General features: G+C 67.3%; 15 protein-coding genes. 5 read left to right on the forward strand and 10 right to left on the reverse strand.

From position 1 onward, the window contains the following. Positions 1-100 precede the first annotated feature (100 nt). Positions 101-1,474, reverse strand: coding sequence for a class II 3-deoxy-7-phosphoheptulonate synthase (locus SOM18_RS07755; protein ID WP_031441317.1), 1,374 nt, complete (start codon positions 1,472-1,474; stop codon positions 101-103). Positions 1,475-1,681: 207 nt separating this feature from the next. On the opposite strand from SOM18_RS07755, the gene SOM18_RS07760 reads away from it, so the two are divergent. Further along, entirely contained in the window at positions 1,682-1,837 is a 156-nt protein-coding gene (locus tag SOM18_RS07760; RefSeq protein ID WP_200874049.1) for a hypothetical protein, read from the forward strand. A gap of 37 nt (positions 1,838-1,874) precedes the next feature. Here the strand turns inward: SOM18_RS07760 and SOM18_RS07765 are convergent, their stop codons facing one another. Both SOM18_RS07765 and cysS read right to left on the reverse strand, forming a co-directional pair. Continuing rightward, complete coding sequence (locus SOM18_RS07765; RefSeq protein WP_031441316.1) at positions 1,875-2,813, reverse strand: D-2-hydroxyacid dehydrogenase; 939 nt, start codon at positions 2,811-2,813, stop codon at positions 1,875-1,877. 61 nt (positions 2,814-2,874) lie between these two features. Further along, positions 2,875-4,329 (reverse strand): cysteine--tRNA ligase, encoded by a 1,455-nt coding sequence (cysS, locus tag SOM18_RS07770; protein WP_031441315.1) that lies wholly within the window; start codon positions 4,327-4,329, stop codon positions 2,875-2,877. A gap of 186 nt (positions 4,330-4,515) precedes the next feature. Here cysS and rpsU point away from each other — a divergent pair, with 186 nt between their 5' ends. Continuing rightward, entirely contained in the window at positions 4,516-4,722 is a 207-nt protein-coding gene (rpsU, locus tag SOM18_RS07775; protein ID WP_031394635.1) for a 30S ribosomal protein S21, read from the forward strand. Between the two features lie 133 nt (positions 4,723-4,855). Continuing rightward, positions 4,856-5,425, forward strand: coding sequence for an FKBP-type peptidyl-prolyl cis-trans isomerase (locus SOM18_RS07780; protein ID WP_031441314.1), 570 nt, complete (start codon positions 4,856-4,858; stop codon positions 5,423-5,425). Positions 5,426-5,868: 443 nt separating this feature from the next. Here the strand turns inward: SOM18_RS07780 and SOM18_RS07785 are convergent, their stop codons facing one another. Both SOM18_RS07785 and SOM18_RS07790 read right to left on the reverse strand, forming a co-directional pair. Then, positions 5,869-6,114, reverse strand: coding sequence for a hypothetical protein (locus tag SOM18_RS07785; protein WP_031394633.1), 246 nt, complete (start codon positions 6,112-6,114; stop codon positions 5,869-5,871). Between the two features lie 169 nt (positions 6,115-6,283). Beyond that, positions 6,284-7,084, reverse strand: coding sequence for a metallophosphoesterase family protein (locus tag SOM18_RS07790; RefSeq protein WP_042467448.1), 801 nt, complete (start codon positions 7,082-7,084; stop codon positions 6,284-6,286). 92 nt (positions 7,085-7,176) lie between these two features. Between SOM18_RS07790 and SOM18_RS07795 the strand changes: the two genes are divergently transcribed. Further along, positions 7,177-8,259 carry a M48 family metallopeptidase gene (locus tag SOM18_RS07795; protein WP_152555520.1) on the forward strand — a complete coding sequence of 361 codons (1,083 nt, stop codon included), beginning with the start codon at positions 7,177-7,179 and terminating at the stop codon, positions 8,257-8,259. On the opposite strand, the gene wecC is transcribed toward SOM18_RS07795, so the two are convergent. Both wecC and wecB read right to left on the reverse strand, forming a co-directional pair. Further along, a complete protein-coding gene (wecC, locus tag SOM18_RS07800; protein ID WP_031441311.1) occupies positions 8,256-9,551 on the reverse strand; it encodes a UDP-N-acetyl-D-mannosamine dehydrogenase in 1,296 nt (431 codons plus the stop codon). The two genes, SOM18_RS07795 and wecC, sit on opposite strands and share 4 nt — an antisense overlap. Before the next feature lie 12 nt (positions 9,552-9,563). Further along, positions 9,564-10,715, reverse strand: coding sequence for a non-hydrolyzing UDP-N-acetylglucosamine 2-epimerase (gene wecB / locus SOM18_RS07805; protein WP_042467447.1), 1,152 nt, complete (start codon positions 10,713-10,715; stop codon positions 9,564-9,566). A gap of 124 nt (positions 10,716-10,839) precedes the next feature. On the opposite strand from wecB, the gene galU reads away from it, so the two are divergent. Then, on the forward strand, positions 10,840-11,709 hold the full coding sequence (galU, locus tag SOM18_RS07810) for a UTP--glucose-1-phosphate uridylyltransferase GalU (protein WP_031441309.1): 870 nt from the start codon (positions 10,840-10,842) through the stop codon (positions 11,707-11,709). 58 nt (positions 11,710-11,767) lie between these two features. Here galU and SOM18_RS07815 read toward each other — a convergent pair whose 3' ends face one another. The 3 genes from SOM18_RS07815 to dut are packed head-to-tail and all read right to left on the reverse strand — an operon-like array spanning position 11,768 to position 13,472. Next, positions 11,768-12,523, reverse strand: coding sequence for a HesA/MoeB/ThiF family protein (locus SOM18_RS07815; protein WP_031441308.1), 756 nt, complete (start codon positions 12,521-12,523; stop codon positions 11,768-11,770). Continuing rightward, complete coding sequence (locus SOM18_RS07820) at positions 12,520-13,035, reverse strand: hypothetical protein (RefSeq protein WP_320481505.1); 516 nt, start codon at positions 13,033-13,035, stop codon at positions 12,520-12,522. The genes SOM18_RS07815 and SOM18_RS07820 overlap by 4 nt, the downstream gene beginning before the upstream one ends. Beyond that, positions 13,032-13,472: a dUTP diphosphatase gene (dut, locus tag SOM18_RS07825; RefSeq protein ID WP_031441653.1), complete on the reverse strand. Its 441-nt coding sequence runs from the start codon at positions 13,470-13,472 to the stop codon at positions 13,032-13,034. Before dut ends, SOM18_RS07820 begins: the two co-directional genes overlap by 4 nt. Positions 13,473-13,479: the final 7 nt, after the last annotated feature.

Consider the following 13,479-nt stretch of genomic DNA (forward strand, 5'->3'; position numbering starts at 1 on the left):
GCGCTCCTACGGAAGCGGGGCGCGGGCGTCAAGGCGGTGCGGCGGCAAAATCGCGCGACGTGCACGTTTTGCCGCCGGATCGCCTTGACGATCGTCGTCGTCAGGCAGCGACCTTCTTGCGCTCGGCCATTTCGGCGTTGAGCATTTCGGCCAGAAGAAACGCCATCTCAAGGCTTTGGCTGGCGTTCAGGCGCGGATCGCAATGCGTGTGATACCGGTCCGCCAGGCTCTGCTCGGTGACGTCGACCGCGCCGCCGGTGCATTCGGTGACGTTCTGCCCGGTCATCTCGATATGGATGCCGCCGGCATGCGTGCCCTCGGCGCGGTGCACCGCGAAGAAGCCGCGGACCTCGGCGAGGATGCGCTCGAACGGCCGTGTCTTGTAGCCATTGGCCGCCTTCACGACGTTCCCGTGCATCGGGTCGCACGACCAGACGACGGGATGCCCCGCGCGGGTCACCGCACGGACGAGCTTGGGCAGCGCGGCCTCGATCGAATCATAGCCATAGCGCGTGATCAGCGTCATCCGGCCGGGGATGCGCGCGGGATTGAGCGTGTCGAGCATCCGCAACAGCGCGTCCGGCTCGAGGCTCGGGCCGCATTTGATGCCGATCGGATTGCCGATGCCGCGCAGATATTCGACATGGCTCGACCCCTCGAATCGCGTCCGGTCGCCGATCCACAGGAAATGCGCGCTCGTGTCGTACCAGTCGCCGGTCAGCGAATCCTGCCGGGTCAGCGCCTGCTCATATTGCAGCAGCAACGCCTCGTGGCTGGTGTAGAAATTGGTCTGGGCGAGCTGCGGCACGGTTTCCGGATCGATCCCGCAGGCCGCCATGAACTCGAGCGCCTCGCCGATCCGGTCCGCGGTCTCGGCATATTTCTTCGACCAGGGGCTGCGGCCCATGAAGTCGTGCGTCCAGCGATGCACCTGATGCAGGTTGGCATACCCGCCCTGCGCGAACGCGCGGAGCAGGTTGAGCGTCGCCGCCGACTGCGAATAGGCGCGGATCATCCGCTGCGGATCGGGGGCGCGCGACTCGGCCGTGAAGGCGATGTCGTTGACGTTGTCGCCGCGATAGCTCGGCAGCTCGACGCCGCCGATCGTCTCGGTATTGGCCGAGCGCGGCTTGGCGAACTGGCCCGCCATGCGGCCGAGCTTCACGACCGGCAGCTTGGACGCGAAGGTCAGCACGACCGCCATTTGCAGGATGACGCGGAAGGTATCGCGGATGTTGTTCGCGCTGTGCTCGGCAAAGCTCTCGGCGCAGTCGCCGCCCTGGAGCAGGAACGCCTTGCCCGCCGCAACCTCGGCGAGACTCGCGGTCAGGTTGCGCGCCTCGCCGGCGAAGACGAGCGGCGGAAACGTCGCAAGCTGTGCGGTCGCGGCGTCGAGCGCGCCGGCGTCGGGATACGAGGGGAGCTGGCGGGCTTCGTGCGTGGTCCAGCTGTCGGGGGCCCAGTTCGCGGCCATAATTGTTCGTCCGATTGGTGAATTCGAGGCGCGGCCATGCGCCGAATCGGCTTTTGGCGCAATCAAGTAAAGCTTGCAGGCGCACGAGTACCGGATCCAGGGCTTGGCTGATTGCAGCGAGCCGGTCGGTCAGGGTTGCCCGAGATTGTATAGAAAGCGCTTCTCAATGTCGGGCAGGTTTGGCACAGGGCGACGATGGATCTTCCCTTGCGAATTATCATTGCATTTTCGATCGTTGGCGTCGGTGTCGCGATCGGCGTGCCCGTCCTGATCATGATGATGAAGCGCCGCCGTCGCGACAGGCGCCGCCGTCGCGGAATCAAGGACTATAACAGCCCGAACAACGGCACCGCGCGCAGCTGATCGTGCGACCGCCGGTGCCTGCCACCGACGCTATCGTTCAATAGCCCGCTGCAAGATCAGCGACGTTCCGCATCGCGGACCCCGCGCGGTACGCCTGCAGATTGTCGAGGAACATCGCCGCTCCGCGCTGGAACATCCTCGTCTGGCTGCGACCCGACAGATGCATCGTCAGGATCGTGTTGGGCGCGGACCACAAGGGGTGATCGGCCGGCAACGGTTCGGGATGCGTCGGATCGAGGAACGCCCCGCCAATCTGTCCCGAACGCAGGGCGGCGAGCAACGCCTCGTCGTCGATCATGTCGCCGCGCGCGATGTTGATCAGCCATGCGCTGTCCTTCATCGCGGCAAGCTCGCCGCTGCCGATCAGCGTCTTGGTTGCATCGGTCGAGGGCGCGGCAAGCACCACCCAGTCGAACTCCCCGAGACGGCCGCGCCAGGCATCGGGCGTGAGCGTCCCGTCGCGCCCGGTCCGGGTCACGCCGGTCACGTCGACGCCAAAGGCGGCGAGCCGATCGCCGATCATCGCGCCGATCGTGCCATAGCCAATGACCAGCGCACGCGTGTCGGCAAGCTCGATCTTGCCTGGCGCGTCCTTCAGCCAGACATGCTCGTCCTGCGCGCGGAGGACGGTGTCGAAGCGCTTGGCGGCGACGAGTATCCCCATCACCGCATATTCTGCGACCGCGACGGCGTTGATGCCCGCACCGTTGGTCAGGATCACGCCCCGGTCGTGCAGCCATGCAAGCGGGAAGGCGTCGAGTCCCGCATAGATGGTCGACACCCATTTCAGCTGCGGCCCGGCGGCGCGAATCGCGTCCGCCACCAGGTGAGTCGGCTGCATGTCGACCCAGGCGATGTCCGCATCGGCGATCGCCGCATTCGCCTCGCTGGGCGTTGCAAACCATTCGACGTCGAGATCGGACGGCAGATGCGGTTCGAGCAGCGGGCGGGCGGCGGCGGGGAGGACGGCTTTCATCCCCGCCTCTGTACCGCGCTTCGGGTGCGACGCCAAAGCGCGGAGTCGTCTCCGCCGCCAATCAGCCGATCCGCCAGTCCCAGCCGAGCGGATCACCGTCCATCACCTCGACCCCGGCGCTGGCGAGGTCGTCGCGGATAGCATCGGACCGCGGGAAGTCCTTCGCAGCCCGCGCGGCGCGGCGCTCGGCAAGGCGTTCGTCGACGGCTGCGGCGTCGAGCGTGGCCGAGGCCGGCCGGACGCGCAGATCCTCGCGGCGCAGGGCTGCGAGATCGAGTCCCAGCACCGCATCGAAATCGGCCAGCGCGGCGAGTCGGTCGGCGGGCGACAGCCGCTTGTCCGCGAGCAGTTCGTCGAGGACCGGCAAGGCGCGCGGCGTTGCGAGGTCGTCGCAGACCGCGATGTCGAGTCGGTCGCGGTAGCCGGCGAGCAGCGCGCGGACGGCGTCGGTCGCGGGTTTGGCGGGATCGCTGGATGCCGCACGGTCGCGCAACGCCTGCACGGTGAGCGCCAGCCGCTTCAGCCGCGTCGTCGCCGCCGCCAGATTGTCCCAGGAGAATTCCAGCTCGCTGCGATACTGCGCCTGCAGGCACATCAGCCGATAGGCGAGCGGGTGGAAACCGCGATCGATAAGCGTCTGGAGCGTCGTGAACTCGCCGCCGGATTTCGACATCTTTCCCGAGCGTTCGACAAGAAAGTTGTTGTGCATCCAGAGGTTCGCCCCGGTGTCCGCACACCCGCAACGCGCCTGATTCTGCGCGATCTCGTTCGGGTGGTGGATCTCGCGGTGGTCGATGCCGCCGGTGTGGATGTCGAACTGCGGGCCCAGATATTTCTGGCTCATCACCGAGCATTCGAGATGCCAGCCCGGCGCACCGCGTCCCCAGGGCGAGTCCCATTCCATCTGGCGCATCTCGCCGGGCGCCGATGTCCGCCAGATCGCGAAATCCTGCGGGTGGCGCTTGCCCGCGACCGGATCGATCCGGCTCTCGCCGGCATCGTCGTTCGACCGGGCAAGCCGGCCATAGTCCGGGACCGTGCTGGTATCGAAATACAGCCCGTCCTTGAGCACGTAGCAATGCTCCGGCGCGATAGCCTCGGCAAAGGCGATCATCTCCGCGATATGGTCGGTCGCGAGCGGGAAGCGGGTCGGCGTGCGGATGTGGAGGTCGATCAGGTTGCGTTTGAAGGCTTCGGTGTAATGTCTTGCGATTGACCAGATATCCTGCCCGCTGGCGCGCGCGGCGGCCTCCATCTTGTCGTCGCCCGCATCGGCATCTGACGTCAGGTGGCCGACATCGGTGATGTTGACGATGTGCGTGAGGCCAAAGCCCTTCCACGTCAGCGTCCGCGACAGCGTGTCGGTAAAGACATAGGCGCGCAAATTGCCGATATGCGCATAGTTGTAGACGGTCGGTCCGCAGGAATAGAGCCCGACATTGGCGGGATCGATCGGCGCAAACGGCTCGAGCCGGCGCGTCAGGCTGTTATACAGGGTCAGGGCATGCGTGGTCATGCGCGGCTCTTAGCGCTGGCTTGGCAGGCCCGCAAACCGCCTCCCGACGTGAACCCCGACACTGACCGGGCGGGTTTGGCTTGAAACAGCGGGCACACGCTGTTAGGGGCTCCCGTTCATGCGGCGCGGACTTGTTCGCGACGGCACTATCCATTCGTATCTATTCGACCGGAGCTTAACGGGTTTATGCAAATCATCGTCCGCGACAACAACGTCGACCAGGCCCTTCGCGCGCTCAAGAAGAAGCTGCAGCGTGAAGGCGTGTATCGCGAGATGAAGTTGCGCCGCCACTACGAGAAGCCGTCGGAAAAGCGCGCTCGCGAGCGTGCGGCTGCGATCCGTCGTTCGCGCAAGCTCGAGCGCAAGCGCGCCGAGCGCGACGGCGCACGCTAAGCTTCGCCTGCAGTAGGAACCCTCGGCTGCACGCGCAGCCAGGGTTTTGGGGGCCGCGTCACCGCGGCTCCGATTACGAATTCTACGGCACGCGCGGCGCTCCGGCGTGACCAGATGACCCGGGGTTTGTCCGATGTCGACCGTCACCGCCGTTCCGCTGCAGCCGACCAAGCGCAGCTATCTGATCTATCTGTGGCTGGGCATCGCGCTCGCGCTGATCGGCGCCGTCGCGCTTGCGCGCCAGGGTGACGATCCGCTGACCCGCAACGGGCGCGCCAAGGGCGTCGTCACCACCGCCTCGGGCCTCCAGTACAAGATTCTGACGCCGGGCAAGCCCGGTGCCGCCAAGCCGACCGATGCCGACGTCGCGCTGGTGAATTACGAGGGCAAGCTCCTCAACGGCACCACCTTCGACAAGTCGCAGCAGCCGACGCCGCTGCCCGTCACGGGCGTCGTCCCCGGCTTTTCCGAAGCGCTCAAGCTGATGCCTAAGGGCGGCAAGTACCGCTTCTGGCTGAAGCCCTCGCTCGGCTATGGCGACAAGGTCAGCGGACCGATCCCGGCCAACTCGACGCTCGTGTTCGACGTCGAACTGCTCGACTTCCTGCCGCAGAGCGTCGTCCAGCAGATGCAGGCGCAGCAGCAGATGCAGATGCAGCAGGGTGCGCCGGGCGCCGGCGGCGCGGTACCGCAGCCGCGCTGATCGCCTCGTCGGGCGGTGCGCCGCCCGACCCGCCGGACTCGGCATCATGATACAGGGCCGTCCGTGACTGATCGTCGCGGGCGGCCTTGTTATGTCGGCGTGACGCGGATCATGCAGGGTTCGGCCGACGCGCCCGGTGACGCTTCGATTATCTCGCGCCCGCACGCCTTGGCCAAGGGTGGGCGCGCCGCGTCAGGGGTCAAACACCATCCGGCATTACAGCGGCATGGCGGATCGTGCCCGACCGCTGACGCCCGTGTCCGCGTCTCAGTCTCGCACATCGTCGCGGTCTATGGTCGATCGCAGTGTCACACGGTGGCTTGCGAAGCCGTGCACGGCGGGGAGGGGGCGCTGGAACATCGCCGCATCCGCCCCGGGCCCATCTGCGGCAGGCAAAAAAATAGCGGCCCGAAGACCGCTATTTTCCCGAACTGAGCCTAGGCTTAGTTGCTGTCGCTGTCGTCGTCGTTATCGGCAACGATAACGATGCCGCCGACAACGGCTGCTGCTGCGAGGACTGCAACGATAACGCCGCCGCCTGCAACCTTGTTCTTCTTTGCGGTAACCGAACCGGCGCGAGCCGACTTCGAGACCGAAAGGCTTGCTGCCGAATTAACCGGTGCTGCCATGGCCGGAGCAACTGCCATCGTGGCTGCTGCTGCGGTCAGGAGATACTTCCCAAGACGCATGATGAACTCCCTTTGTGCTCGTCGCGTAGGTCTTTGGCACGAAACCTGACCTTGCGCAACCGAGGTAACTGGAACGGTACGGAAGAGTTCCATACTGTTGCGAGCGGGCAACATGCCCTGATCGCCCTGGGGGTATACCCTATTGTAGTAAGACGAGAAGGCATAGTTTTCAGGATTCGAGAGAATTTTCCGACGAGCCGGGGCGGGGTGCCGTCTGCAACGTCCATGTGCGATCGCCCTCGATTCCCAGCGCAGTCAGCCGACCGGTCGCATAGGCGCCCGTATCTATGCCGATACGATGCGCCATCGTCTGGACCTCTTCGATCACCGTGTGGCCATGGACGATCATCTTGTCGAGCGGGCTGCGATGATCGAGAAAAGGATCGCGAATCCAACGCAGATCCGAACCGCGCTGGTCTGCGAGCGGCGTTCCCGGACGGACGCCCGCATGCACGAACGCATAGTCGCCGATCGTGATCAGATCCTCGAAGCCCGCCAGGAACGCGCGATGCGCCTCGGGTACGAGCTGCGCGAGACGCTGCACCAGCTCCTCGTAATCGAGCCGCTCATATTCCGCCGCATCCATGCCATAGCTCAGCACCGTCTCGCGACCGCCGATCCGGCAGAAGAGGCGTAGCGCCTTGGGCTCGCCGTCGAGCGCGCCGAGGAAGATCTCCTCGTGATTGCCCTGCAGGAAGCGCACGTCGGCGCGCGCCGCGGCATAGCCGATCAACCGATCGATCACCGCGGCCGAGCCCGGACCCCGATCGACGATATCGCCCAGGAAGATGACCGTCGTCTCCGCCGCACCGCGCGCCGCATCGTCCGCGTCGATCTGCGCGATCAGATCGTCGAGCAGATCGGCACAGCCATGGATGTCGCCGACCGCATAGACGCGCCGGCCTTCAGGGATCGAGCAGGACCGGCCCGCGGATCGCGGGGCCTTGGACCGAAAGAATCTTGAAATCATAAAGTCTATATCCGTTGGCACCGCACATAGAGGCTCGGGCGCGCCGTCGCAACGCGGCGCGGTTCGTCGACTCCTGCGCGAGGGTGGATGGCGTGCGGCTGAAAGCCGTCTATCAGGGCTGCATGTCGATCGTCATGCGTCTCCTGCCCGCAGTCCTGCTAAGCGCAGGTGCGGCCTCCGCGGTTCCGCCGCCGTCCGTCTCCCTCGCCGGCACCACCGCCGCCCCGGCTGCAGCACCCGCGGAGGCCCCGCCCAGGGCATTCTTCGAAGCACTGCGCGCCGCGGATCTGCGGCTGGCGACGATCGGATACCGACTGACCTCCGCCAATGCGGCGTTGTGCGATCGTCTTCAGCCGCAGATCGGCATGCCGATCCATGCGCTCAACCAATATAGTGCGGAGGCCAGGCCGAATGCGATCGGCGTGTTCGGGTTCGAAACGCTGCTGGGGGTCGAGGCGGTGGTCGCCGACGGACCGGCCGCGCGCGCAGGCGTCCGGTCGGGGGATTCGATCCAGCTGCTCGCGGGCAAGCGGCAACCCGGGATCGGTGCCGCGGACACCGCGGAAACCCCCGCCGACCGCGACGCCGCCGAGGCGCTGATCGCAGCGCAGCCGCCCGGCGCACCGATCGCGATGACGGTCCTGCGCGACGGGCGCGCGGTCACGGTCTCGATCCCGGCTGTCGCGGGATGCCGCTCGCGATTCGAGATCCTGCTCGGCAGCGGCCTCGATGCGAGCGCGGACGGCGCGGTCGTCCAGATCGGCGAGAAGTATTTCGAGGGCTATAGCGATGCCGAGATCGCGGTCATCGTCGCGCACGAGCTGGCGCACAACATCCTGCGCCACCGCGACCGGCTCGACGCGGCGAAGATCAGTCGCGGGCTGATGGCGGAACTCGGCCGCAACGGCCGGCTGATCCGCCAGACCGAGGACGAGGCGGACCGGCTCAGCGTCTATCTGCTCGCCAATGCCGGCTATGATCCGCGCTCGGCGCCGCAATTCTGGCGCGAGAAGGGGGGCACGATCGACGGCGGTCTCTTCCGCAGCCGCACCCACGCCTCGTCCAAGGCGCGGGCGACCGCGCTCGACGCCGTCGTCCAGGACATTGCCCGCCGCCCCGAACGGCCGATCCTGCCCGCCGACGTCCTCGCGCTACGGACCCAGCCGCTCCGCTAGCCGGCGATCCGCGCCGCCGACTGTGCGGGACTGCGTGGCTGGTCGGGCCAGATCCCGCGCGTATCGAGCACCGTCTTCTCGCTGCGCTCCTCGAGCGGGATCGAGCGGAAGACGTCGTGATCGACCAGCACGACCATGATCGGGCAGGTCTCGATCGCGGTGTCGACGTCGATCAGGGTCGCGCCGGTGCCGTCGAACGCCGGTGGCAGCGCCGCGGCATAGGGCTCGACGATCCGGACGCGATCCCCGAAGCGATTCGCCACCGCCAGCGCGACCTTCATCGCCGGGCTCTCGCGGAAATCGTCGATATTAGCCTTGAACGCGAGGCCCAGGCACGCGACCGGCGCGGTCGGATCCGCCGCGATCATCGCGGCGACCTGCGCGATGACGTGATCGGTCTTGCCGTCATTCACCTCGCGCGCGGTGCGGATCAGCGGCGTCTGGTCGGGGGCGGCATGGACGAGAAACCAGGGGTCGACCGCGATGCAATGCCCGCCGACGCCGGGCCCGGGCTGCAGGATGTTGACGCGCGGGTGGCGGTTGGCGAGCCGGATCACCTCCCAGACATCGACGTTCATCGTGTCGGCGATCAGCGACAGCTCGTTGGCGAACGCAATGTTGACGTCGCGAAACGCATTCTCGGTCAGCTTCGTCATCTCCGCGGCGCGCGCGGTCGTCGTGACGCACGCGCCGCGTACGAACCTGCGATAGAAGGTCAGCGCCTTGCGCGCACAGCGCGGCGTGATCCCGCCGATGACGCGGTCATTGTCGATCAGCTCGACCAAGATACGTCCCGGCAGCACGCGTTCGGGGCAATAGGCGATCGCGATATCGGCCTGGTCGCGGGTCCGCCCGGGCACGCGCAGATCGGGGCGCAAAGTCGCCAGCAGGTCGCGGACCTTCTCGGTCGTCCCGACGGGGGAGGTCGATTCGAGGATGACGGTATCGCCGGGCTTCAGCACAGGCGCGATCGTCGTCGCGGCCCCCAGGACATAGCTGATGTCGGGCGCGTGCGCGGCGTCGAACGGGGTCGGCACCGCGATCACGAAGACGTCGGCGGGCTCGACCGTCATCGCCGCGCGCAGCGTACCGCGCGCCACCACGCCCGAGACTAGACCGTCGAGATCGACCTCCTCGATATGCACGCGCCCCGAATTGATCGTCTCGACGACGCGTTCGGTCACGTCGACGCCGAGCACGCGCGCGCCGGTCCGCGCGATGATCGCCGCGGTGGGCAGGCCGATATAGCCCAGTCCCATGACGACGACGTTCAGTTCAGTATCGGAAAGCATGACAGATGATCCTCAACGATGGTCCGGTCGGCCGGCGGCCGCCTGGGCCATGGTCTGGGCGATGGTCTCGGCGATCCGGGCAGCAGCATGACCGTCGCCAAACGGATTATGTGCGCGCGCCATCGCGGAATAGGCGGCTTTGTCGTCGAGCAGCGTGAAGATTTCGGAAACGATGCGGTCCTCCGACGTCCCGACCAGCTTTGCGGTACCCGCCTCGACGCCCTCGGGGCGCTCGGTCGTCTCGCGCATCACCAGCACCGGCTTGCCGAGCGCGGGCGCCTCCTCCTGCACGCCGCCCGAATCGGTCAGGACGATCTCGGCAAGCCCCAGCGCGCGGACGAAGCTCGGATAATCGAGCGGCGCGATCCGCGCGATATCGGGCTGGTCGCCGAGAATGCGGTCCATCACCGCGACGACATTCGGGTTGGGATGCACGGGAAAGACGACCGCGACGTCATCGCGCGCGGCGATCCGCGCGATTGCCCGCGCGATCCCGGCCATCGCGTCGCCGAAATTCTCGCGCCGGTGGGTCGTGACGAGGATGATCCGCTTGCCCGCAGTATCCGCCACGACCGGGTCGAGCGCGGCGCCGAGCGCCGGATCCGCCGCCACCCGCGCATGGGTCCAGTGCAGCGCGTCGATCACCGTGTTGCCCGTGACGTGGATCGTCGAGGGGGCGATATTCTCGCGCAGCAACGCGTCCGCGGCGGTCTGGGTCGGTGCGAAGTGCAAGGCGGCGATCGGCGCGACGATCCGCCGGTTCACTTCCTCGGGCCAAGGATGATGGATGTCGCCCGAGCGCAGCCCCGCCTCGACATGCGCGACCGGGACCTTGCGGTAATAGGCGGCGAGCGCGCCGGTCATCGCGGTCGCGGTGTCGCCCTGGACGACGACCATGTCGGGCTGCTCGGCGTCCATCACGTCGCCCAGCCCGACCAGCAGCCGCGCGGTCAGCCGATCGAGCGTCTGCCCCGGCTCCATCAGGTCGAGATCGATATCGGGGGACAGCCCCGCGATCGCGAGCACCTGGTCGAGCAGTCCGCGATGCTGTGCGGTCACGCAGGTCCTGACGACCAGCCCCGGCTGCGTCTGCAACGCCCGGATGACCGGGAAGAGTTTGATCGCTTCGGGGCGCGTCCCGAAGATGACGAGTATTTTTGACATGGAACCCGCCTACACCCCACGTCTTTAATGACGCGCTAACCGCCGCAGTTGATTTGCCGAGTCCGTTCGGCGGCTTTATGCACCCGCAACGATCTGCACCCGCAACGATACAAGGGACTACTGAATGACGATCAAACCGCTGCGCAAGGCCGTATTCCCCGTTGCTGGGCTTGGCACGCGATTCCTTCCGGCGACCAAGTCGATGCCCAAGGAGATGCTGACCGTCGTCGACAAGCCGCTGATCCAATATGCCGTCGAAGAGGCGCTGGAAGCGGGGATCGAGCAGATCATCTTCGTCACCGGCCGCGGCAAGGGCGCGCTCGAGGATCATTTCGACATCTCCTACGAGCTCGAGGCAACAATGCGTGCGCGCGGCAAGTCGCTGACCGTGCTCGACGGCATCCGCCAGAAGCCCGGCTCGCCCGTCTATGTCCGCCAGCAGGAGCCGCTGGGTCTCGGCCATGCGGTCTGGTGCGCGCGCGACATCGTCGGCGACGAGCCGTTCGCGGTGCTGCTCCCCGACGAGCTGATGGTCGGCAAGCCCGGCTTCATGAAGCAGATGGTCGAGGCGTATAACAAGGTCGGCGGCAACGTCATCGGCGCGCTCGAGGTCGCCGATTCGGAAACCGACAAATACGGCATCATCTCGCCCGGCGCGACCGACGGTCGCCTGACCGAGGTCACCGCGCTGATCGAGAAGCCCGCCAAGGGCACCTCGCCATCGAACCTGATGATCCCGGGCCGCTACATCCTCCAGCCCGAAGTGATGCGCATCCTCGAAGGGCAGGAAAAGGGCGCCGGCGGCGAGATCCAGCTGACCGACGCGATGGCGCAGCTGATCGGCAACCAGCCGTTCCACGGCTTCACCTTCGATGGCCAGCGCTACGATTGCGGCGACAAGGCGGGCTATATCCAGGCCAACCTCGCGCTCGCGCTCGCACGCGACGATATCGGCCCGGTCGTCCGCGCGTTCGCCAAGACGCTGCTGGGCTGAACGATCTGCACGATGCGGGGCGGGTGGGTTCAGCCCATCCGCCCCGCATGTTTTCGGATCAGTCGCCGCCGCAGCAGGGGCAGCCGGGGTCCTTGGGCAGCCGGATCGTCCGGAAGCGGAGCGATAGCAGGTCGATCAGCAGCAACTGCCCCGCCACATCGTCGCCGAACGGCGCGACCGCGCGAATCACTTCCAGGGCGGCCAGGCTGCCGACCACGCCCGTGACGGGGCCGAGGATGCCGTCCTCCGCACAGCTCGTCTCGGCACGCTCGGGATTCTCGCCGACGAAACAGCGATAGCAGGGCCGGTCGGGCTCCCAGCCGCGATAGACGCCGAGCTGGCCTTCGAACTGGCCGACCGCCGCCGAGACCAGCGGGATCCGCGCCGCATGCGCCGCATCGGCGACGACGAACCGCGTCGCGAAATTGTCGCAGCCGTCGAGCACCACGTCCGCGCCCGCGATCAGCGCGCCGATATTGCCCTGGTCGACCCTCAGGCGGTGCGTGTCGACCGCGACGTTCGGATTGATCCGGCGTAGCGCCGCGGCCGCGGCCTCGACCTTGGCGAGACCCTGGTCTTCGGTGCGGAAGATCGTCTGACGCTGCAGGTTCGACGTCTCGACCGCGTCGTCGTCGATCAGCACGAGGCGCCCGATCCCGGCGGCCGCGAGATACTGGATCGCCGGCGAGCCGATGCCGCCGGCGCCGATCACGACCGCCGTCGCGGCCTTCAGGCGGAGCTGACCGGTGCCGCCGAACTCGCGGAGAACGATGTGCCGGGCATAGCGCGCAAGTTCGTCGTCGGAGAGCGTCATGCCTTCCACGCGAACACCATCGTCGTGCGGTACCAGCTGTCGGTGGCGGCGCCGCGCAGATCGACATTGTTGCGCGCCGCGCCGAGCAGCAGGCCGGCGGCGAACTGCTCGACCGTCGGACAATCGATCGCGCGCGGCGTCACCCGTCGCACCCGGCCATCCGCCGCGGCGAGCAGTGCGAGGTCGAGGTTCAGCACCCAGCCCTGCGGCGTCCGCGTCGCGCCACCGCACCGCCCGGCAAGCACCTCGCGCTGGACGAACGTGCTGGCATCCAGCGACGGGGCAACCGCGCGCCGCAGCCGCAACACCGGCAGCGCGCTCCAGTCCTGTGGCGGCAGCGGGACGCCACCCGTCACCTGCGGCGGCGCGGACGGCGCAGGCGCGGGGGGCAGGGTCGGAACGACGGGCGGGGGGGTGATCCGCGGCACGGGCAGCGCCGGTGCGGTCTGCGGATCGGCGGCGGGCGCCTGCACGGCGCCCAGCGACGCTGCCAGAAAGAGCAGCGCGATCATCGTCCGGTCGACCCGAAACCTCCATGCCCGCGCACCGTGTCGTCGAGCGTCTCGACCTCGCCGAGGCTCGCGCGCACAACTTCTGCGGGAACGAGCTGCGCGATCCGGTCGCCGCGGGCGATTACGAAGGGGGCATCGCCGAGATTGGCGAGGATGACCTTCACCTCGCCGCGATAGTCCGAATCGATCGTCCCGGGCGTGTTGAGGCAGGTGACGCCGTGCTTGAGCGCCAGCCCCGAGCGCGGCCGCACCTGCACCTCGTATCCTTCGGGAATCGCGATCGCAAAGCCGGTCGCGACCGCCGCGCGGGCGCCCGGTGCGAGCGTCAGCGGCTCGGCGGCGACCACGTCCATGCCCGCGGCACCCGTGGTGGCATAGGCGGGCAGGGGGAGGCCATCGCCATGCGGCAATCTCTTGAGGTCTATACGGATCGTCATGCGGCGC

This window comes from Sphingomonas sp. CFBP9019 (genome assembly GCF_034045155.1).
GTDB lineage: Bacteria > Pseudomonadota > Alphaproteobacteria > Sphingomonadales > Sphingomonadaceae > Sphingomonas > Sphingomonas aerolata.

What these genes read in the sequence shown, in the direction of transcription:
- SOM18_RS07780 (WP_031441314.1), top strand. Translation starts at nt 4,856, where the DNA reads ATGTCGACCGTCACCGCCGTTCCGCTGCAGCCGACCAAGCGCAGCTAT.
- wecC (WP_031441311.1), bottom strand. Translation starts at nt 9,551, where the DNA reads ATGCTTTCCGATACTGAACTGAACGTCGTCGTCATGGGACTGGGCTAT.
- SOM18_RS07790 (WP_042467448.1), bottom strand. Translation starts at nt 7,084, where the DNA reads ATGATTTCAAGATTCTTTCGGTCCAAGGCCCCGCGATCCGCGGGCCGG.
- cysS (WP_031441315.1), bottom strand. Translation starts at nt 4,329, where the DNA reads ATGACCACGCATGCCCTGACCCTGTATAACAGCCTGACGCGCCGGCTC.
- SOM18_RS07815 (WP_031441308.1), bottom strand. Translation starts at nt 12,523, where the DNA reads ATGACGCTCTCCGACGACGAACTTGCGCGCTATGCCCGGCACATCGTT.
- dut (WP_031441653.1), bottom strand. Translation starts at nt 13,472, where the DNA reads ATGACGATCCGTATAGACCTCAAGAGATTGCCGCATGGCGATGGCCTC.
- SOM18_RS07765 (WP_031441316.1), bottom strand. Translation starts at nt 2,813, where the DNA reads ATGAAAGCCGTCCTCCCCGCCGCCGCCCGCCCGCTGCTCGAACCGCAT.
- SOM18_RS07820 (WP_320481505.1), bottom strand. Translation starts at nt 13,035, where the DNA reads ATGATCGCGCTGCTCTTTCTGGCAGCGTCGCTGGGCGCCGTGCAGGCG.
- wecB (WP_042467447.1), bottom strand. Translation starts at nt 10,715, where the DNA reads ATGTCAAAAATACTCGTCATCTTCGGGACGCGCCCCGAAGCGATCAAA.
- rpsU (WP_031394635.1), top strand. Translation starts at nt 4,516, where the DNA reads ATGCAAATCATCGTCCGCGACAACAACGTCGACCAGGCCCTTCGCGCG.
- galU (WP_031441309.1), top strand. Translation starts at nt 10,840, where the DNA reads ATGACGATCAAACCGCTGCGCAAGGCCGTATTCCCCGTTGCTGGGCTT.
- SOM18_RS07755 (WP_031441317.1), bottom strand. Translation starts at nt 1,474, where the DNA reads ATGGCCGCGAACTGGGCCCCCGACAGCTGGACCACGCACGAAGCCCGC.
- SOM18_RS07785 (WP_031394633.1), bottom strand. Translation starts at nt 6,114, where the DNA reads ATGCGTCTTGGGAAGTATCTCCTGACCGCAGCAGCAGCCACGATGGCA.